This is a genomic window from Rhodococcus sp. WS3 (genome assembly GCF_003797085.1).
Taxonomy (GTDB): Bacteria; Actinomycetota; Actinomycetes; order Mycobacteriales; family Mycobacteriaceae; genus Rhodococcus_F; species Rhodococcus_F globerula.
Genome location: NZ_RKMA01000001.1, coordinates 918103 through 936085, shown reverse-complemented (window position 1 = coordinate 936085; position 17983 = coordinate 918103). Strand labels below are relative to the sequence as shown.

Genomic DNA, 17983 nt, shown 5'->3' with positions numbered 1-17983 from the left:
ATGACCTCCACCGAAAACAAGGTCCAGCCGCGCCTCAAGGCACGCTACCGCGCTGAGATCAAGGACGCGCTCAACAGCGAGTTCGACTACGCCAACGTCATGCAGATCCCCGGTGTTGTCAAGGTTGTCGTCAACATGGGCGTCGGCGACGCTGCCCGTGACGCCAAGCTGATCAACGGCGCTGTCCACGACTTGTCTCTCATCACGGGCCAGAAGCCCGAGATCCGTAAGGCACGTAAGTCCATCGCGCAGTTCAAGCTTCGCGAAGGCATGCCCATCGGCGCACGCGTCACCCTCCGTGGAGACCGTATGTGGGAGTTCCTGGACCGCCTCGTGTCTGTCGCGCTGCCCCGTATCCGCGACTTCCGCGGTCTCTCGGGCAACCAGTTCGACGGCAACGGCAACTACACGTTCGGCCTCAACGAGCAGTCGATGTTCCATGAGATCGACGTGGACAAGATCGATCGCCCCCGCGGTATGGACATCACCGTCGTGACCACCGCAACCAACAACGAAGAAGGCCGTGCACTGCTCAAGCACCTCGGCTTCCCGTTCAAGGAGAACTGAGCGCATGGCTAAGAAGGCATTGGTCAACAAGGCCAACAAGAAGCCCAAGTTCGCGGTTCGCGCCTACACCCGCTGCCAGCGCTGCGGTCGCCCGCACGCTGTGTTCCGCAAGTTCGGCCTGTGCCGAATCTGCTTGCGCGAGATGGCACACGCCGGCGAGCTTCCCGGAGTTCGCAAGAGCTCCTGGTGATCTGAGACCTTCGGGTCTTGTCACTTCACGCTTGTGAATGGGCGTGGGTTCCTTCGGGAATCCACGCCCATTCGGCATTTATCGGGTATTTCCCAGATATGGGGACGCGCTGTTTGGACAGGACGGCCAAAGTTCCCTACACTAGAGCGGTTGCCGTGGCTGACGCATGCGTTCAGCTCGGTGCGGTAACTTACGCCGTCTGACATAAGTCGGACGGCCCAGCCGAATTGCTGGAGGCCCACGACCGGACTCGTCCGGTGTTGCATGGGAACCACAGCGAGAAAGGTGTCGAGGTCGACCTATGACCATGACTGACCCCATCGCAGACTTCTTGACGCGTCTGCGCAACGCCAACACGGCGTACCACGATGAGGTGAAGCTTCCCCACTCGAAGATCAAGGCGAACATTGCCGAGATCCTCAAGCGCGAGGGCTACATCTCCGACTTCCGTACCGAAGACGCCGAGGTCGGCAAGACCCTCGTCGTCGATCTGAAGTACGGCCCCAGCCGCGAGCGTAGCCTCGCCGGCGTGCGTCGCGTTTCCAAGCCCGGTCTCCGGGTTTACGCGAAGTCCACCAACCTGCCCAAGGTCCTCGGAGGCCTCGGCGTGGCGATCATCTCCACGTCGTCCGGTCTGCTCACCGATCGCCAGGCGGCCAATCAAGGAGTAGGCGGGGAAGTCCTCGCCTACGTCTGGTAGAGGGAGGCCACCACAATGTCGCGTATTGGAAAGATTCCGGTCAACGTCCCCGCGGGCGTCGACGTTACGATCGCCGGCCAGGACGTCACGGTCAAGGGGCCCAAGGGCACCCTGGCACTGACGATCGCCGAGCCCATCGAGATCGCCAAGGCTGAGGACGGCTCCCTGAGCGTCACTCGCCCCGACGACGAGCGTCGCAGCCGTGCGCTGCACGGTCTGTCGCGGACCTTGGTTGCGAACATCATCACCGGTGTCACCGAGGGTTACACCAAGAAGATGGAAATCCACGGTGTCGGTTACCGCGTGGCGCTGAAGGGCAAGGACCTCGAGTTCGCGCTCGGCTTCAGCCACCCGGTCCCGATCGAGGCTCCCGAAGGCATCACCTTCGTCGTCGAGTCGCCCACCCGGTTCTCGGTGTCAGGCATCGACAAGCAGAAGGTCGGGCAGATCTCGGCCAACATCCGTCGTCTCCGTCGTCCGGACCCGTACAAGGGTAAGGGCGTGCGTTACGAGGGTGAGCAGATCCGCCGCAAGGTCGGAAAGACGGGTAAGTGATATGAGCCAGACTGCAAACCAGAAAGCCAAGCGGATTCCGCTCGGCAAGGATGCGTCCACGAAGCGTCGTCTCTCGAAGACACGTCGTCACTTCCGTCTCCGCAAGAAGGTCTCCGGCACGCCCGAGCGTCCCCGCTTGGTCGTCAACCGGTCCTCACGCCACATCCACGTCCAGCTCGTGGACGACCTGGCAGGCCACACTCTGGCTGCTGCGTCGACCATCGAAGCCGACGTGCGCGTGGCCGAAGGCGACAAGAAGGCTGCGAGCGCGAAGGTCGGTCAGCTGATCGCCGAGCGCGCAAAGGCTGCCGGCGTGGAAGCAGTGGTCTTCGACCACGGCGGACACGGCTACCACGGTCGCATCGCGGCCTTGGCAGACGCAGCTCGCGAAGGCGGGTTGAAGTTCTGATGACCAACATTTTCAACGGAAGGACAGCCTGATGCCGGGACGTCAAAGGCGTGACGGCGGAAGCGGACCCGCCGGACAGAATGGCCCCAACAGCGGCGACAACAGCAACGCTCGTGGGGACAACCGTGGTGGCGGCCGTGACCGTCGCGACGGTGGCCGTGGCGGAAACGCTGCGGAGAAGTCACAGTTCATCGAGCGCGTTGTCACGATCAACCGCGTCTCCAAGGTCGTCAAGGGTGGTCGTCGCTTCAGCTTCACCGCTCTCGTGATCGTCGGAGACGGCAACGGACTGGTCGGCGTCGGCTACGGCAAGGCCAAGGAAGTTCCCGCGGCCATCCAGAAGGGTGTCGAGGAGGCTCGCAAGAGCTTCTTCCGCGTCCCGATGATCGGCAACACCATCACTCACCCCGTTCAGGGTGAGGCTGCTGCCGGCATCGTCATGCTTCGCCCGGCAAGCCCCGGTACCGGTGTTATCGCCGGCGGCGCGGTGCGTGCCGTGCTGGAGTGCGCTGGTATCGCGGACATCCTGTCGAAGTCGCTCGGTAGCGACAACGCCATCAACGTCGTGCACGCGACCGTTGCCGCGCTCAAGGGTCTGCAGCGTCCCGAGGAAGTTGCGGCTCGCCGCGGCCTCACCCTCGAAGAGGTTGCACCCGCCGGCATGCTGCGCGCGCGCGCACAGGCTGCTGGGAGTGTGAAGTAATGGCAGATCTCAAGGTCACTCAGATCAAGAGCATCATCGGGACCAAGCAGAACCAGAAGGATTCTCTGCGCACGCTCGGTCTCAAGGGCATCCGTCAGACCGTTGTTCGTGAGGACAACGCACAGAACCGCGGTCTGATCAACGTGGTGCGCCACCTCGTAACAGTTGAGGAGGTCTAACCATGACCATCAAACTGCACCACCTGCGCCCCGCTCCCGGATCCAAGTCCAACAAGATTCGTGTTGGACGCGGCGAGGGCGGCAAGCGTGGTAAGACCGCAGGTCGCGGTACCAAGGGCACCAAGGCACGTAACACCGTGCGCGTGGGCTTCGAGGGTGGACAGATGCCGCTTCACATGCGTCTGCCCAAGCTCAAGGGCTTCAAGAACCCCTTCCGCACCGAGTACCAGGTCGTCAATGTCGGCGACATCGCCCGTCTGTTCCCCGAAGGTGGAGCAATCTCGGTCGAGGATCTCGTTGCCAAGGGCGCAGTCCGCAAGAACCAGCTCGTCAAGGTTCTGGGCGACGGCGAACTGACTGTTGCCGTTCAGGTGACCGTCGACAAGTTCACCGGTTCCGCCAAGGAAAAGATTGCTGCTGCCGGTGGTTCCGCCACCGAGCTGTGAGTAATCACGCGTAGCTAGTCCGATGGCCGCAGCGCAGCATTTGCTGTGCTGCGGCCATCGGCGTCTGTGCTGTTCGTCCCGAAAGTGTGGCCCCGTCGACCGGGTCAGGCACACTGGTTGTATCTTCGGCTTACCCGAGTTTCGTGGTCGGCTCGTTTAGTTCCCATAAATTGACTGTTAGAGTTCTGAAGTTCGGCAGGTCAAAAGATCTGCCCCCAACCGTCGTGCCAGGAGGATCTTTGCTTTCCGCCTTCGTTTCGGCCCTCAGGACACCCGACCTGAGGCGGAAGATCCTATTCACCCTCGGCCTGGTAGCCCTCTACCGGGTCGGCGCAGTGCTTCCGTCACCTGGTGTCGACTACGCCAGAGTGCGTGAGTGCATCGACATAGCTAACTCTGGTGACTCGGCGGGCATCTACTCGCTGATCAACTTGTTCTCCGGTGGTGCGCTACTCCAGTTGTCGGTGTTTGCGATCGGCATCATGCCGTACATCACCGCCAGCATTATCGTTCAGCTGCTGACCGTGGTCATCCCGAAGTTCGAGGAACTTCGCAAGGAGGGCCAGTCGGGTCAGGCCAAGATGACGCAGTACACGCGCTATCTCTCCATCGCTTTGGCTGTGCTTCAGTCGACGGGCATCGTTGCGCTCGCAGCTAGGGGACAGCTACTGCAAGGCTGTGACGACATCATCGCCGACAAGTCGATCTTCGGCTTGATCATTCTTGTCCTGGTCATGACGGCCGGCGCCGCACTCGTCATGTGGTTCGGTGAGCTCATCACCGAACGAGGCGTCGGTAACGGCATGTCGCTCCTCATCTTCGCCGGTATCGCCTCGCGTATCCCGTCCGAAGGCAAGGCCATTCTGGACAGCCGTGGTGGCCTCGTCTTTGCACTCGTCTGCTTTGCAGCGCTCTTGATCATTGCCGGCGTCGTCTTCGTCGAGCAGGGCCAGCGTCGAATTCCCGTCCAGTACGCCAAGCGCATGGTGGGACGCAAGATGTACGGCGGCTCGTCGACGTACCTGCCGCTCAAGGTCAACCAGGCCGGTGTCATCCCGGTGATCTTCGCGTCGTCGCTGCTGTACCTGCCCAACCTGATTGCGCAGCTCACGTCGGCCAGCACTGCGGTCGACCCCAGTTGGTGGCAGCGAATCATCAACACCTACTTGGTCAATCCCGCCAACCCGGTGTACATCCTGATCTACTTCGGTCTTATCGTGTTCTTCACGTACTTCTACGTCGCGATCACCTTCAATCCAGAAGAGCGCGCCGACGAGATGAAGAAGTTCGGTGGATTCATTCCAGGTATCCGTCCCGGTCAGCCGACCGCGGACTATCTCAACTACGTGCTGAGTCGCATCACCCTTCCGGGTGCGATCTACCTTGGCACCATTGCTGTTCTGCCCAATCTGTTCCTCGACATCGGGAATGGCGGCGGCGCGCAGAACCTGCCGTTCGGTGGCACCGCGGTGCTGATCATGGTCAGCGTCGGTCTGGACACCGTGAAGCAGATCGAGAGTCAGCTAATGCAGCGCAACTATGAAGGGTTCCTCAAGTGAGACTTGTCCTCCTTGGTCCTCCCGGTGCCGGCAAGGGCACCCAGGCCGCGATCCTGTCCGAGAAGTTCGGTGTTCCCCATATCTCGACGGGTGACCTCTTCCGAGCCAACATCGGTCAGTCCACCCCGCTCGGCGTGGAAGCGAAGAAGTTCATCGACGCCGGTGAGCTTGTTCCCAGCTCGATCACCAATGACATGGTGAAGGCACGCGTTGCCGAGCCGGACGCCGCCAACGGATTCCTGCTCGACGGATTCCCGCGCTCGGTCGATCAGGCGGAAGCCCTCGAAGGCATCCTGAAGGATCTCGATACGAAGCTCGACGGTGTGCTTTCCTTCGTCGTCGACGAAGACATCGTGGTGGAGCGAATGCTCGCCCGTGGCCGTGCAGACGACACCGAGGACGTGATTCGCAACCGCCTCCGGGTCTACCGCGACGAGACCTCGCCGCTGTTCGACTACTACAAGGACAGCATCGTTTCCGTCGACGCGATCGGCGAGGTCGAAGAAGTCAACGCTCGCGCACTGGCAGCGCTGGGTAAGTAATGGTTTTCGGGCGTAAACGCAAGGTTGTTCCGTTCCGCTCCGCGGGCGAACTCGACGCAATGGCTGCGGCCGGCGCAATCGTGGGTTCGGCGTTGGTGGCGGTACGCGCTGCGGCAAAGCCCGGTGTCAGCACCCTGGAATTGGATGCGGTCGCCGAATCTGTCATCCGCGATGCGGGTGCGGTGCCGTCCTTCCTCGGCTACAACGGTTTCACCGGTTCGATCTGTTCTTCGGTCAACGACCGGGTTGTTCACGGAATCCCGTCGGCGCAGGACGTCCTCGCCGAGGGTGACCTGGTGTCCATCGACTGCGGCGCGATCCTCGAGGGTTGGCACGGAGACTCCGCGTGGACGTTCGGTGTCGGTGAGATCAGTGCAGCCGATCAGGATCTGAGCGAAGCAACTCGATTGTCCATGGAAGCCGGCATTGCGGCGATGATCGCAGGCAACCGTCTGACAGACGTTTCGCACGCCATCGAGCTCGGCACCCAGGCCGCCGAGAAGCTACACGGCCGTTCATACGGAATCGTCGACGGCTACGGCGGTCACGGTATCGGGCGTGAGATGCACATGGATCCGTTCCTGGCCAACGAAGGTGCCCCGGGCAAGGGGCCCGAGTTGGTGATCGGATCTTGCCTGGCAATCGAGCCGATGTTGACGCTCGGGACCACGGATACCGTGATTCTCGATGACGACTGGACTGTGGTGACCACCGACGGTTCGCGTGCTGCTCACTGGGAGCACACTGTTGCCGTCACGGCGGACGGCCCGCGAATTCTGACGCTGCGACCGGAGTAGTTTTCGGCTCCAACGCTCGACAAGTGTTGACAGCAAGAGTGATTCGCTCTTCGAGAAGTCCCGGTCCCGCAAGGGGTCGGGACTTTTTCGGTTGCTGGTTCGGTGGCCGCGGAGGCATGGATTGCCGCCCAGATGCGCTGCCGTAGGGGAGGCGCATTTGGCCTGGTCGTTCTCTTCGCGTAACATAGCTAGGCGGTGCGCCATGCGTGTCGACAGCTTGTGTGTGTAGGACTGCCGCTACGGGGAACAACGCACCGAGTCGATGTAAAAATCACGTCGATGAAGAAACCATTGCGTGCCAATGTAACGGAAGCCGATGCACGAAGCATGCCAAACCAAACGGATCGCGGAGGATATGGCTAAGAAAGACGGGGCCATCGAGGTCGAAGGACGAGTAGTCGAGCCGCTGCCCAATGCGATGTTCCGCATTGAGCTCGAGAATGGCCACAAGGTCCTCGCCCACATCAGCGGAAAGATGCGTCAGCACTACATTCGCATCCTCCCGGAAGATCGCGTTGTCGTAGAGCTCTCGCCCTACGATTTGTCGCGCGGACGCATCGTTTACCGCTACAAGTAACGAACTTCCCGGATCTGACCTGGGTCAGGGAGAAGTACGTCTGCCGGGTTCGCCTTGGCAGGCTGCGACAAAACAGGAGATCAGAAGACGTGAAGGTTCAGCCGAGCGTCAAGAAGATCTGCGAAAAGTGCAAAGTGATCCGCCGTAACGGTCGGGTCATGGTGATCTGCGAGAACCTGCGTCACAAGCAGCGTCAGGGCTAGATCTAGCTTTTCGAAGATCTGCTTGGCAACAAGCAAAGAAGACCTTCCAGTACCAGCCATTGTTGACGAGACCCCACGCGATCGTTTACCGATCGACAGGGTCGGACAATGGTTCACCCCCGGCACGGAGGCCGGGGCCCCACTGAGTTAGTTGATGAGACCAGCCACGTTCTCGGACGTGGTTACTCGGCAAGAGGCACAGGGGATGGGCTGGGAGCAGACCTCCGCACACCGATAGGAAATGCCAACATGGCACGTCTCTCTGGTGTTGATCTTCCTCGCGAAAAGCGCATGGAGATCGCACTGACATACATCTACGGCATCGGCCGTACCCGCTCCAAGGAAATCCTTGACGCCACCGGCGTCAACCCGGATCTCCGGAGCAAGGACCTCTCGGACGAGGACCTGGCAAAGCTCCGCGAGTACATCGAGGAGTCGCTCAAGGTTGAGGGTGACCTTCGCCGCGAGGTTCAGGCCGACATCCGTCGCAAGATCGAGATCGGCTGCTACCAGGGCCTGCGCCACCGTCGTGGTCTGCCCGTGCGTGGTCAGCGCACCAAGACCAACGCCCGTACCCGTAAGGGTCCGAAGCGCACCATTGCCGGCAAGAAGAAGGCGAAGTAATGCCCCCGAAGTCACGTAGCACCGGTCCGAAGAAGACCCAGAAGACGCGTCGCAGGGATAAGAAGAACATCCCGCACGGCGCCGCTCACATCAAGAGCACCTTCAACAACACCATCGTGTCCATCACGGACCCCGCCGGAAATGTCATTTCCTGGGCGTCCTCGGGACACGTCGGCTTCAAGGGTTCGCGTAAGTCGACTCCTTTCGCCGCTCAGCTTGCTGCTGAGAGCGCTGCCCGCAAGGCGCAGGAGCATGGTGTCAAGAAGGTTGACGTCTTCGTCAAGGGACCGGGTTCGGGTCGCGAGACCGCGATTCGTTCGCTCCAGGCCGCAGGCCTCGAGGTCGGCACCATTTCCGATGTAACTCCCCAGCCGCACAACGGCTGCCGTCCGCCCAAGCGGCGTCGGGTATAAGCGGGAAGGAATAGGTAGAAAATCATGGCACGTTATACCGGACCCATCACCCGCAAGTCGCGTCGTCTGCGCGTCGACCTCGTTGGAGGCGACCAGGCATTCGAGCGTCGCCCGTACCCGCCCGGACAGCACGGCCGCGCGCGTATCAAGGAGAGCGAGTACCTGCTCCAGCTGCAGGAGAAGCAGAAGGCTCGCTTCACCTACGGCGTCATGGAGAAGCAGTTCCGTCTGTACTACAAGGAGGCGAACAACCGCCCCGGTAAGACCGGCGAGAACCTGCTCACCATCCTGGAGTCGCGTCTCGACAACGTCGTGTACCGCGCAGGCCTCGCTCGCACGCGCCGCCAGGCACGTCAGCTGGTCACGCACGGTCACCTTCTCGTGAACAACAAGAAGGTCGACATCCCGAGCTACCGCGTCTCGCAGTACGACATCATCGATGTCAAGGAGAAGTCGCTCGCAACGCTTCCGTTCCAGGTTGCCCGTGAGACCGTCGGCGATCGCCCGGTTCCCGCGTGGCTGCAGGTTGTCGGCTCGCGTCTGCGGATCCTGGTTCACCAGCTTCCCGAGCGTGCGCAGATCGACATTGCTCTGCAGGAACAGCTCATCGTCGAGTACTACTCGAAGTAAGGTGCTCCGCGCCCTGTGCGCCTTTCCGGTAGTTCCGACTACCGGAAAGGCGCACGGGGCCGCAGGCCCTTTCCCATCGTGGGCGTCAAATAGTGGACGTCCGTACAGGAGGAAATACCATGCTCATTTCTCAGCGACCCACGTTGACCGAAGAGGTCATCGCTGATAACCGCTCGAAGTTCGTCATCGAGCCCCTGGAGCCAGGTTTCGGGTACACGCTCGGCAATTCGCTGCGCCGCACGCTGCTCTCGTCGATCCCCGGCGCTGCTGTCACCAGCATCCGCATCGACGGCGTTCTCCACGAGTTCACCACGGTCCCCGGAGTGAAGGAAGACGTCACTGACATCATCCTGAACCTCAAGGGCCTCGTCGTGAGCTCCGAAGAGGACGAGCCGGTCACCATGTACGTCCGCAAGCAGGGCCCCGGCGCTGTTACCGCAGGCGACATCGTGCCCCCGGCCGGCGTCATCGTGAACAACCCTGATCTGCACATCGCCACCCTGAACGACAAGGGCAAGCTGGAGATCGAGCTCGTAGTCGAGCGCGGTCGTGGCTATGTCCCCGCCGTCCAGAACAAGGCGTCCGGCGCAGAGATCGGCCGCATTCCGGTCGACTCGATCTACTCGCCGGTGCTCAAGGTCACCTACAAGGTGGAGGCCACTCGCGTCGAACAGCGCACCGACTTCGATCGGCTCGTTCTCGACGTGGAAACGAAGAACTCCATCACCGCACGGGACGCGCTCGCTTCTGCGGGCAAGACCCTGGTTGAGCTCTTCGGCCTGGCCCGTGAGCTGAACGTCGAAGCAGAAGGCATCGAGATCGGACCCTCGCCCGCCGAGGCCGATCACATCGCTTCCTTCGGACTCCCCATCGAGGATCTGGACCTCACGGTCCGTTCCTACAACTGCCTCAAGCGCGAAGGTGTTCACACCGTCGGTGAGCTTGTCGGCCGTACCGAGTCCGATCTGCTCGACATCCGCAACTTCGGACAGAAGTCCATCGACGAGGTCAAGGTCAAGCTGCATTCGCTCGGCCTGTCCCTCAAGGACAGCCCCGCATCCTTCGATCCCACGACCGTTGCAGGCTACGACGCCGCCACCGGAACGTGGAGTGACACCGATGCCGGTTCCTTCGGCGATGCCGACGGTACCGAGGACTACGCCGAGACCGAACAGCTGTAGCAGCTCAGGTCCTTTACTAGGAGATCATCATGCCCAAGCCCAAGAAGGGTGCCCGCTTCGGCGGGTCGGCTTCCCACCAGAAGGCGATTTTCGCCAATCTGGCTACCGCGCTCTTCGAGCACGGTCGTATCACCACCACCGAGTCCAAGGCCAAGGCACTGCGCCCGTACGCCGAGAAGCTCGTCACGCACGCGAAGGCCGGCACGCTGGCTCACCGTCGTGAGGTGCTGAAGGTCATCCGTAACAAGGATGTCGTTCACACCCTGTTCGCCGAGATCGGCCCGTTCTACGCGGACCGTAACGGTGGATACACCCGCATCATCAAGACGATCCCCCGCAAGGGCGACAACGCGCCGATGGCAATCATCGAGCTCGTCAAGGAAAAGACCGTCACGTCCGAGGCTGACCGCGCACGTCGCGTCAAGGCTTCGCAGGATGCTCCCGCCGCAGAGAACGTCGTCGAGGCCGTAGAGGCTGACGCGACCGAGGCTGAGGTCGAGAACGCTGATGCAGTTGTCGAAGCTATCGAGGACGAGACCGCAACTGCGGCCGACGCCCCCGAGGCCAAGAAGGACTAGTTCCCTTGGTTTCAGCACACGCTGAATCGAACGAGCCCGCCGCCCCCCTCGGGGACGGCGGGCTCGTTCGATTGCGGCTCGATATCTCTTATGACGGCACCGACTTCTCTGGTTGGGCCAGGCAGACCGATCTACGCACGGTGTGCGGTGAGATCGAAGACAAACTGGGAACTGTTCTACGGCAACCCGTTCAGTTGACCGTCGCCGGTCGGACGGATGCCGGCGTCCATGCGAGTGGTCAGGTTGCGCACGTCGACGTGCCGGCTGATCTCCTGCCGGACGATCCGTCGCGATTGGTTCGGCGGCTCGCTCGGTTCCTGCCGAAAGATGTTCGAGTCAAGAGTATTTCCGTTGTCCCGGCCGATTTCGACGCGCGTTTCTCCGCGATGCGACGCTATTACGAGTACCGGGTGTCCAACGCGATGTTCGGTGTCGAACCGCTTCGTGTGCGTGACATGGTTTCCTACCCGAAGGCTCTTGATCTGGCCGCGATGCAGGAAGCGTCGCAGCGACTCTTGGGGCTTCATGACTTTGCCGCGTTTTGCAAGCGCCGCGAAGGAGCGACGACCGTACGCGAACTTCAGCGGTTCGACTGGACACAAGAGGACACAGTGTTCACGGCCTACGTGAATGCCGACGCGTTTTGTTGGTCGATGGTGCGGAGTCTTGTCGGCGCCGTGCTGTCCGTCGGTGAGGGGCGTCGTACGTCGGATTGGCTTGCCGGGTTGCTCGACGAATCCTCACGGTCGAGTTCCATCCTGGTGGCACCGGCGCATGGTTTGTCGTTGGTGCGAGTCGATTACCCGGATTATTCGGAGTTGGCGGCCCGCAACGCGATTACCCGTGAGACCCGCGAATTGCCGTCGGCCGGCGGTTGCTGCGGCGACTGAAGGCGCTCATGCGACATTGCCCTCCCACCATTGTGGGAGGGCAATTGTCGTATCCGGCTATCCCGCCAATTGGCGCGCGATGACCAGACGCTGAATCTGGTTGGTGCCCTCGAAGATCTGAGTGATTTTGGCTTCACGCATATACCGCTCGACCGGGAAGTCCTGGGTGTACCCGTAGCCGCCGAATACCTGCACGGCGTCGGTCGTAACCTTCATCGCGGCGTCTGTGGCAATGAGCTTGGCGACGCTGGCGTTGCGGGAGTACGGCACTCCGGCGTCGCGGCGACGGGCAGCATCGAGGTACGTGGCACGAGCGGAGTCGACGGCTGCGGCCATGTCGGCGAGCACAAAGCCGAGGCCCTGATGGTCGATGATCCGCTTGCCGAAAGCCTTGCGTTCCTTGGCGTAGGCAACCGCGTCGTCGAGTGCGCCCTGGGCGATGCCGACGGCAACGGCCGCAATTCCCAACCGACCGGAGTCGAGGGCGCTGAATGCGATGGGAAGTCCCTGACCGCGCTGGCCGATGAGGCGCTCGTCCGGGATGAAGGCGTCGTCGTAGTTCGCAGAGGCGGTGGGAACAGCGCGCAGTCCCATCTTTTCCTCGGGCTTACCGAAGCTGAGGCCCTCGGTGTCCTTGTCCACCAGGAGGCAGGAGATGCCGCGTGAGCCGTCGTCGCTGGTGCGGGCGAAGAGGTTGTAGAAGTCTGCCTTGCCGCCGTTCGTGATCCAGGCTTTGCTGCCGTTGATGCGGTATCCACCGTCGACGGGTGCAGCCTTGCAGGACAACGCTGCTGCGTCGGATCCCGCCTGGGATTCGGAGAGGCTGTAGGCGCCGATGGTGTTGCCGCCCAGCATGTCCGGCAGCCACTTGTTCTTCTGTTCGTCGGTGCCGAAGGTGAAGAGTGGGAAGCAGGAGAGGCTGTGAACGCTCACTGCGACGGCAACTGCAGCCCACCGTGAGGCGATCTCTTCGAGGACTTGCAAGTAGACCTCGTACGGCTGATCGCCGCCGCCGAACTCCTCGGGGTACGGCAAGCTCAGGAGCCCGGCTTGTCCGAGAGCGGGGAAGACTCCATCCGGGTACTTCTCGGCCTTTTCGTACTCGTTGACCTTGGGGGCGAGGACCTTGTCTGCCACGTCTCGGGTCAGTTCGATGAGATCGCGAGCTTCTTGGCTGGGCATCAGACGTTCGACCGGCACTGTCGACTCCTGTTTCTGTAGTAGTACTGACAACGATACTGCAGTACTGTTTTCAGTATGGCAAGAGTGACGGCACGCAGAGTGCAGCTATTCGATCAGTTGGTTGCGCTTTTTCTCGACGAAGGATTCGCGCATCTCACTCTCGACGAGATCGCCGCGCGCCTGCATTGCTCCAAGAGCACCCTGTACACCGTCGCAGCCGGCAAGGACGATCTCGTGCGCGCCGTCACGGTCCATTTCTTTCGTACCGCGACCGATGCCGTCGAAGACGCGGTTGCAGCTCACGCGGATCCGTTGCAGCAAGTGAGCGCGTACCTCGAGGCCGTCGGCGATCAGCTTTCCGCCGCATCGCACCAGTTCATGGAGGACCTCGCGGCGTCCACGTCGGCGCGTCAGGTGTACGAGAAGAACACGTCGATCGCTGCGAGTCGGGTACGCGAGATGATTGTTCGAGGTGTGGAGGCCGGCGCGTTTCGCGAAGTACACGCGTCGTTCGTCGCTGACGCAGCCTCGAACACGATGGTGCGCATACAGCAACGTGACGTCTACAAGGCGACCGGACTGGACGACGCGCAGGCGTACCGCGAACTTGCCGCCCTCATCACCACCGGGATTGCTGCGACGGGCGCGCCGTTACCATCAACGACATGACCGATCTGTTCGTCGAGGTAATTGTCGGTTCCGTGCGCGAGGGACGAATCGGCTTGGCTGTCGCCGATTGGTTTGTTGCGCGCGCCGTGAATCAACCGAATTGGTCTGTCTCGGTCATCGACCTCGCCGAATTGATGCTTCCAACCGATTTCTCGCCGTCGGAGGCCGCCGAGGAATTGCGTCGACGCATCGAGGGCGCCGACGCTGTTGTTGCGGTCACACCCGAATACAACCATGGATATTCTGCTGCTCTGAAGACGGCACTCGATTCGGTGAAACACGAATGGCGCGCGAAACCGATCGGTTTCGTGTCGTACGGAGGAGTGTCGGGAGGGTTGCGTGCGACGGAACAATTGCGGCAGGTTGTTGCCGAACTGCACATGGTCTCCGTGCGTCAAAGCGTGAGTATTCACCAGGCCCGCAAGCAATTCCGGTCACCAAATCCTACTGTGGACGCTATCGCAACCGGTGCCGCCGACCGGATGATCGGTCAATTGGACTGGTGGGGAAGAGGACTGCGCGAGCATCGCGGCCGGAAGGCGTATCCCGGATGACTCCGCTACGGTGACACCGGGAACTCGGCCCCTGCGCGCGGTCGTCCGATGAAGGATGTTTCGGCGGCGATGGTCACCAGCGTGAGTTCGACGCTTGTCTTGTCGGTCGCGACGACAATCCTATCGCCGAGGGCATTCGGCTGGACGATCGTGAGATCGCGTTCGATCTCAGGCCACTGCGCCGGGTCGCCGTACACGTAGACCGCGGTGACACCGGCGCGCGGGGGAAGAGCTCGAACACCGTCGAAGACAACGGCATTGAAGGTTCCTTCCGGTCCTTGCCCGTGGCCGGAAACTCGGAGGCGATCGGGGACACCCATCGAGTCGATCAAGGGTGTCCAGGTCTCGGGCCGATCCGTGTGGATCAGAACCCGGGTCCCGGTGGCGACGGCACGGAAGATCAATTGTTGGGCGAGATAGAGTTCCCCGGCCACGAAGACGGTATTCACGCCGGTCCCCGCAACGAGGGCAGCAACGCCTTGGCCTCGATCGTCGGATCCGAGGAGTTGTCCGCATCCCGCCAGTGGGAGCTCGAGCGCAGTCAGGTCGGCAGCGTCCATCGTTCGGGTAGGCGAGATGGCGTCGAGCGAGGTGAGCGCGGTCGGCACGTTGGTCAGCAGGGCATCGCGTTGACGGCCACGCATGGATACCAGCCCGGCGACCGGGGCAGCTTTCGGGAGATGCCGAGTCGTGAATCGACAGGTAGCGCTCACTGTCGTCAGTCCGGTTTCTGGACGTGGCCGGAGCCGAACGGTGACCGAGGTGCCCAGTGTCGCGGCCGCCCACACCTGCGCGAGACTGCCTTTGGTAATTGCCTTCGGCTCGATTCCGTAACCGAGATTCGATACACCGGGAAGTGGTGTGGAACGCCATGTTTCGGCCATGTCTGCGACTTCCACACCGCGACTGACCTGTGCGATCGACGAGGAGATCTCGGGTGCTGTCAAGATGCGGGCCCGTGCGCCGGCAGCTTCGAGAACCCGCACCACTCGGCTGGTTGCGACGGAGATGCTCCGCGCCGCTCCGTCGCCGCCACCACCGCGGCGGTCGACGGCATCGGAGCCTTCGATTCGGTCGAATCGTAGTGCAAGCCAGACGATTCTGGTGGCCGTAGCGGGTAGCGGGCCGATCAGACGGTCGTACACCTCGGTTGCCGGTGTTCCGGACGCCACCCGAAAACCGTGGCTGACGATGTCGATCCCGGTGAGCGAAATGTCGTGTTGGTGAAGGCAATCTGCGAGTTCCGCAGTGGGAAGGGTATGCGACGCGTCGAATGACGTTCGGCCGATTCGGGTCAGGTAGTCGTGCGGCGCCATGATCTCGACGACGCTCACCAGCGTCGAACCGTCGACGCGTAGGCCGATGGATTGCTCGCTGGGCGTCTGGAAGCTCACGATGGTACCGCTGGAGGTCTGGCACCGTCGCATGTATCGAACGGCGGTCCGAATCCACGTCGTGATCGATCGACCGCCGATATGCAGCAGCAGGATTACCGCGACGGCGGCTGCGATCGCGATTGCCCACCGCAATTCGAGTCCGGCAAACAGGGCGAGACACGCTGCGCTGATACCCACGGCCTGTGCACTGACGACCTCGCGCGCCGAGATCCTGTGCGACGACGGCCAGTACTTCAAACGTGATCTGTCCACGGTTCCACCCCCGGGGGAACTGTACTGTGTCATCTCAGGGGATGACAGGTACGGGGGGAAATATGGCTGCTACACCTACAACTCGGTGGCAGGTCAACGGATACCGCTTCCTGGTTCGGCGCATGGAACATGCACTGGTCAGGCGGGATGTGCGGATGCTGCACGACCCGATGCGATCGCAATCGCGGGCCTTGATCGTCGGTATCGTGCTGGCGTCGTTGGGTCTTGCGGGGTGTGGTGTGCTTGCGCTTTTTCGGCCTCAGGACAAGATTGCCGATGCAGCCATCGTGGTCGGAAAAGACTCGGGTGCAATGTTTGTCGCAATGGAGGGCACATTTCACCCGGTTCTGAACCTTGCATCTGCGAGGTTGATCATCGGTTCGCCTGACAAGCCTTCGATCGTGAAGGAATCCGAAATCGATGGCAAGCCTAGGGGAGCGCTGGTGGGGATACCAGGTGGGCCGTCGGCACTACCGGAGGCGGCAGATCCGACAAATGCGCCTTGGGCGGTGTGTGACACCGTAGGTGCCGACGGCAATCGGTCCGTGGCCTCGACGGTGCTGGTCGGCGAGCCGAAGTTGCGGGAAGTCGCGTCGTACTTGCCTTCTGATCACGCGCTTCTCGTGCGTTCGGGTGCTGATCATTTTCTCGTCTACGACGGGAAACGGGCTGCTGTCGACATCGGTGATCCGGCGATCACGCGGGCATTGGGACTTGAAGGAATCGAGCCGCGGCCGATCAGCGTCGGCATGCTCAATGCGATCCCGGAGGTTCCGCGGCTACAGGCTCCGGCCATTCGTGGTCTTGGCACAGTGCCGCAGTATCCGTTGGCGGACAAAACAGTCGGATCCGTTGTTCAAGTCTCCACGGGCTCCGAGATGATGTACTACGTCGTTCTCGAGGACGGTATACAGAAGGTCAGTTCAGCTGTGGCGCAACTGATCTACTTCTCCGACTCTCAAGGTGACTCGGGAATGGCCACTGTGACGCCGGATGCGATCAATCGCATTCCCTCGGTGAACGAACTTGCCACGGCCGCACTCCCGGCGCTGGCTCCGACCGTGGTGAACGAAGACGTAGCTCCGGTCAGTTGTCTTGTCTGGAAACCGGATCCGGTTTCGGTTGCAGTGCAGCGTAGCTCTGCGAGCGTGAGTGTGGTCGTGGGTAGCGACCTGCCGATTGCCGCCGACGCCAGGGTGGTTGCGCTGGCGCAGGCGGACGGGTCGGGGGATCGGTTGGATTTTGCCTACGTCGCGCCGGGTAAGGGGGGATTTGTTCAGGCGACCGGGATCGAGACGGAGAGTACTCGGCGCGACAGCGTGTTCTATGTTGCCGATACCGGCGTGAAATACGGAGTGCCGAACGAAGATTCGGCGAAGGCGCTCGGACTCTCGAGACCTCCGGATCGCGCGCCTTGGCAAATGTTGGAGTTGTTGGCTTCGGGACCGTCACTCGACAAATCGAATGCCCTTGTTGCACATGACGGAATGACGCCAGACCCGTTTCCGGCGGCGCCGGTCAATTAGCGCTCGTGCGTGCGCTGAGAAAGTCCCCGACGCTGGTGACGGGGGCCGAAAGTATGCCAACGGCCGCGTCGATGATGAAGTAGGCCAAGCCCGTCCAGTCGGGGTCGATCGAGTCTTGCTGAACCAGTGACTCGTACCGGGCGCAGACGTCCGTGACCATGCGACCCATGATCCAGGCCCTGCCGGCCAGTACGGGTGGTGGCACGTCCGCGAGGAAGGCCCTCGTTTGCTGGATGAGGTCGTCTTCCAGCGGGTCCGACATCATGGAGATGAGTTCCATTCCGGATGGCACTGACCTCAATTGTTGGAGCAGGCGTGCCCGCCAGCTGGGCCGCGGCATCGATGCGAGCTGATCGGTCCATGGAAGGATGAGGCAGCTCAACAAGTCTCGGAGATCGGGGTTCTCGCCCAAGACGGCGACGAGTTGTGTGCGGCGCAGCTTGGTCTCGGTCGCGTGACGCTCCAACAAAGCGCGGATAAGTTCGTCGCGTCCGCCGAAGTGATAGGCCACGGCGGAGTGATTGGCGTTGCCTGAGTGTTCGGCGATGTGACGGTTCGACACCGCGTCGATGCCGTGGGTGGCAAAGAGTTCCTCTGCCGAGTCCAGCAATGACTGCCGCACCCGATCTCCGTGTTGTCCCATGCTTCCTCCGTTTGCTG

The 17983-nt window shown here is 61.7% G+C and carries 25 protein-coding genes; 22 read left to right on the top strand and 3 right to left on the bottom strand.

What is annotated here, in order from left to right; all coding sequences use genetic code 11:
* The 19 genes from rplE (at nt 1) to truA (ending at nt 11743) form a co-directional block, all read left to right on the top strand.
* Nucleotides 1-567: a 50S ribosomal protein L5 gene (gene rplE / locus EEB13_RS04300; protein ID WP_033231373.1), complete on the top strand. Its 567-nt coding sequence runs from the start codon at nt 1-3 to the stop codon at nt 565-567.
* A 4-nt stretch (nt 568-571) separates the two neighbouring features.
* A complete protein-coding gene (locus EEB13_RS04295; RefSeq protein ID WP_033231372.1) occupies nt 572-757 on the top strand; it encodes a type Z 30S ribosomal protein S14 in 186 nt (61 codons plus the stop codon).
* Nucleotides 758-1058: 301 nt separating this feature from the next.
* Nucleotides 1059-1457 (top strand): 30S ribosomal protein S8, encoded by a 399-nt coding sequence (gene rpsH, locus EEB13_RS04290; RefSeq protein ID WP_033231371.1) that lies wholly within the window; start codon nt 1059-1061, stop codon nt 1455-1457.
* A gap of 15 nt (nt 1458-1472) precedes the next feature.
* Nucleotides 1473-2012: a 50S ribosomal protein L6 gene (gene rplF, locus EEB13_RS04285; RefSeq protein WP_033231370.1), complete on the top strand. Its 540-nt coding sequence runs from the start codon at nt 1473-1475 to the stop codon at nt 2010-2012.
* A 1-nt stretch (nt 2013) separates the two neighbouring features.
* Nucleotides 2014-2421, top strand: coding sequence for a 50S ribosomal protein L18 (gene rplR / locus EEB13_RS04280; RefSeq protein WP_033231369.1), 408 nt, complete (start codon nt 2014-2016; stop codon nt 2419-2421).
* Nucleotides 2422-2452: 31 nt separating this feature from the next.
* Nucleotides 2453-3124 carry a 30S ribosomal protein S5 gene (rpsE, locus tag EEB13_RS04275; RefSeq protein WP_033231368.1) on the top strand — a complete coding sequence of 224 codons (672 nt, stop codon included), beginning with the start codon at nt 2453-2455 and terminating at the stop codon, nt 3122-3124.
* Nucleotides 3124-3303 carry a 50S ribosomal protein L30 gene (gene rpmD, locus EEB13_RS04270; protein WP_003940751.1) on the top strand — a complete coding sequence of 60 codons (180 nt, stop codon included), beginning with the start codon at nt 3124-3126 and terminating at the stop codon, nt 3301-3303. The genes rpsE and rpmD overlap by 1 nt, the downstream gene beginning before the upstream one ends.
* A gap of 2 nt (nt 3304-3305) precedes the next feature.
* Nucleotides 3306-3749 (top strand): 50S ribosomal protein L15, encoded by a 444-nt coding sequence (gene rplO / locus EEB13_RS04265; protein ID WP_033231367.1) that lies wholly within the window; start codon nt 3306-3308, stop codon nt 3747-3749.
* Between the two features lie 239 nt (nt 3750-3988).
* The gene (secY, locus tag EEB13_RS04260) at nt 3989-5308 is read left to right on the top strand and encodes a preprotein translocase subunit SecY (RefSeq protein WP_033231366.1); all 1320 of its coding nucleotides are present in this window, start codon (nt 3989-3991) and stop codon (nt 5306-5308) included.
* Nucleotides 5305-5850, top strand: coding sequence for an adenylate kinase (locus tag EEB13_RS04255; protein ID WP_033231365.1), 546 nt, complete (start codon nt 5305-5307; stop codon nt 5848-5850). The genes secY and EEB13_RS04255 overlap by 4 nt, the downstream gene beginning before the upstream one ends.
* The gene (map, locus tag EEB13_RS04250; RefSeq protein ID WP_033231364.1) at nt 5850-6647 is read left to right on the top strand and encodes a type I methionyl aminopeptidase; all 798 of its coding nucleotides are present in this window, start codon (nt 5850-5852) and stop codon (nt 6645-6647) included. The genes EEB13_RS04255 and map overlap by 1 nt, the downstream gene beginning before the upstream one ends.
* 355 nt (nt 6648-7002) lie before the next feature.
* Nucleotides 7003-7224, top strand: coding sequence for a translation initiation factor IF-1 (gene infA, locus EEB13_RS04245; protein ID WP_003418601.1), 222 nt, complete (start codon nt 7003-7005; stop codon nt 7222-7224).
* 89 nt (nt 7225-7313) lie between these two features.
* Nucleotides 7314-7427: a 50S ribosomal protein L36 gene (gene rpmJ, locus EEB13_RS04240; RefSeq protein WP_003938068.1), complete on the top strand. Its 114-nt coding sequence runs from the start codon at nt 7314-7316 to the stop codon at nt 7425-7427.
* A 249-nt stretch (nt 7428-7676) separates the two neighbouring features.
* On the top strand, nt 7677-8051 hold the full coding sequence (rpsM, locus tag EEB13_RS04235) for a 30S ribosomal protein S13 (RefSeq protein WP_033231363.1): 375 nt from the start codon (nt 7677-7679) through the stop codon (nt 8049-8051).
* Entirely contained in the window at nt 8051-8464 is a 414-nt protein-coding gene (rpsK, locus tag EEB13_RS04230; protein WP_003940683.1) for a 30S ribosomal protein S11, read from the top strand. Before rpsM ends, rpsK begins: the two co-directional genes overlap by 1 nt.
* A 24-nt stretch (nt 8465-8488) precedes the next feature.
* Entirely contained in the window at nt 8489-9094 is a 606-nt protein-coding gene (gene rpsD, locus EEB13_RS04225; protein WP_033231362.1) for a 30S ribosomal protein S4, read from the top strand.
* Between the two features lie 119 nt (nt 9095-9213).
* Nucleotides 9214-10275 (top strand): DNA-directed RNA polymerase subunit alpha, encoded by a 1062-nt coding sequence (locus EEB13_RS04220; RefSeq protein WP_033231361.1) that lies wholly within the window; start codon nt 9214-9216, stop codon nt 10273-10275.
* 29 nt (nt 10276-10304) lie between these two features.
* The gene (rplQ, locus tag EEB13_RS04215) at nt 10305-10853 is read left to right on the top strand and encodes a 50S ribosomal protein L17 (RefSeq protein WP_033231360.1); all 549 of its coding nucleotides are present in this window, start codon (nt 10305-10307) and stop codon (nt 10851-10853) included.
* Between the two features lie 5 nt (nt 10854-10858).
* The gene (gene truA / locus EEB13_RS04210; RefSeq protein ID WP_141484682.1) at nt 10859-11743 is read left to right on the top strand and encodes a tRNA pseudouridine(38-40) synthase TruA; all 885 of its coding nucleotides are present in this window, start codon (nt 10859-10861) and stop codon (nt 11741-11743) included.
* Nucleotides 11744-11800: 57 nt separating this feature from the next.
* On the opposite strand, the gene EEB13_RS04205 is transcribed toward truA, so the two are convergent.
* Nucleotides 11801-12943, bottom strand: a complete 1143-nt coding sequence (locus EEB13_RS04205) for an acyl-CoA dehydrogenase family protein (RefSeq protein ID WP_033231358.1) — start codon at nt 12941-12943, stop codon at nt 11801-11803.
* A gap of 57 nt (nt 12944-13000) precedes the next feature.
* On the opposite strand from EEB13_RS04205, the gene EEB13_RS04200 reads away from it, so the two are divergent.
* Together EEB13_RS04200 and EEB13_RS04195 are read left to right on the top strand one after the other, a co-directional pair.
* Entirely contained in the window at nt 13001-13594 is a 594-nt protein-coding gene (locus tag EEB13_RS04200) for a TetR/AcrR family transcriptional regulator (RefSeq protein WP_045070819.1), read from the top strand.
* On the top strand, nt 13591-14148 hold the full coding sequence (locus EEB13_RS04195; RefSeq protein ID WP_141484681.1) for an NADPH-dependent FMN reductase: 558 nt from the start codon (nt 13591-13593) through the stop codon (nt 14146-14148). Before EEB13_RS04200 ends, EEB13_RS04195 begins: the two co-directional genes overlap by 4 nt.
* Before the next feature lie 5 nt (nt 14149-14153).
* Here the strand turns inward: EEB13_RS04195 and eccE are convergent, their stop codons facing one another.
* On the bottom strand, nt 14154-15797 hold the full coding sequence (gene eccE / locus EEB13_RS04190) for a type VII secretion protein EccE (protein ID WP_141484680.1): 1644 nt from the start codon (nt 15795-15797) through the stop codon (nt 14154-14156).
* Between the two features lie 62 nt (nt 15798-15859).
* Between eccE and eccB the strand changes: the two genes are divergently transcribed.
* On the top strand, nt 15860-17323 hold the full coding sequence (gene eccB, locus EEB13_RS04185; protein ID WP_141484679.1) for a type VII secretion protein EccB: 1464 nt from the start codon (nt 15860-15862) through the stop codon (nt 17321-17323).
* Here eccB and EEB13_RS04180 read toward each other — a convergent pair.
* The gene (locus tag EEB13_RS04180; protein WP_033231353.1) at nt 17316-17966 is read right to left on the bottom strand and encodes a TetR/AcrR family transcriptional regulator; all 651 of its coding nucleotides are present in this window, start codon (nt 17964-17966) and stop codon (nt 17316-17318) included. The two genes, eccB and EEB13_RS04180, sit on opposite strands and share 8 nt — an antisense overlap.
* Nucleotides 17967-17983 lie beyond the last annotated feature (17 nt).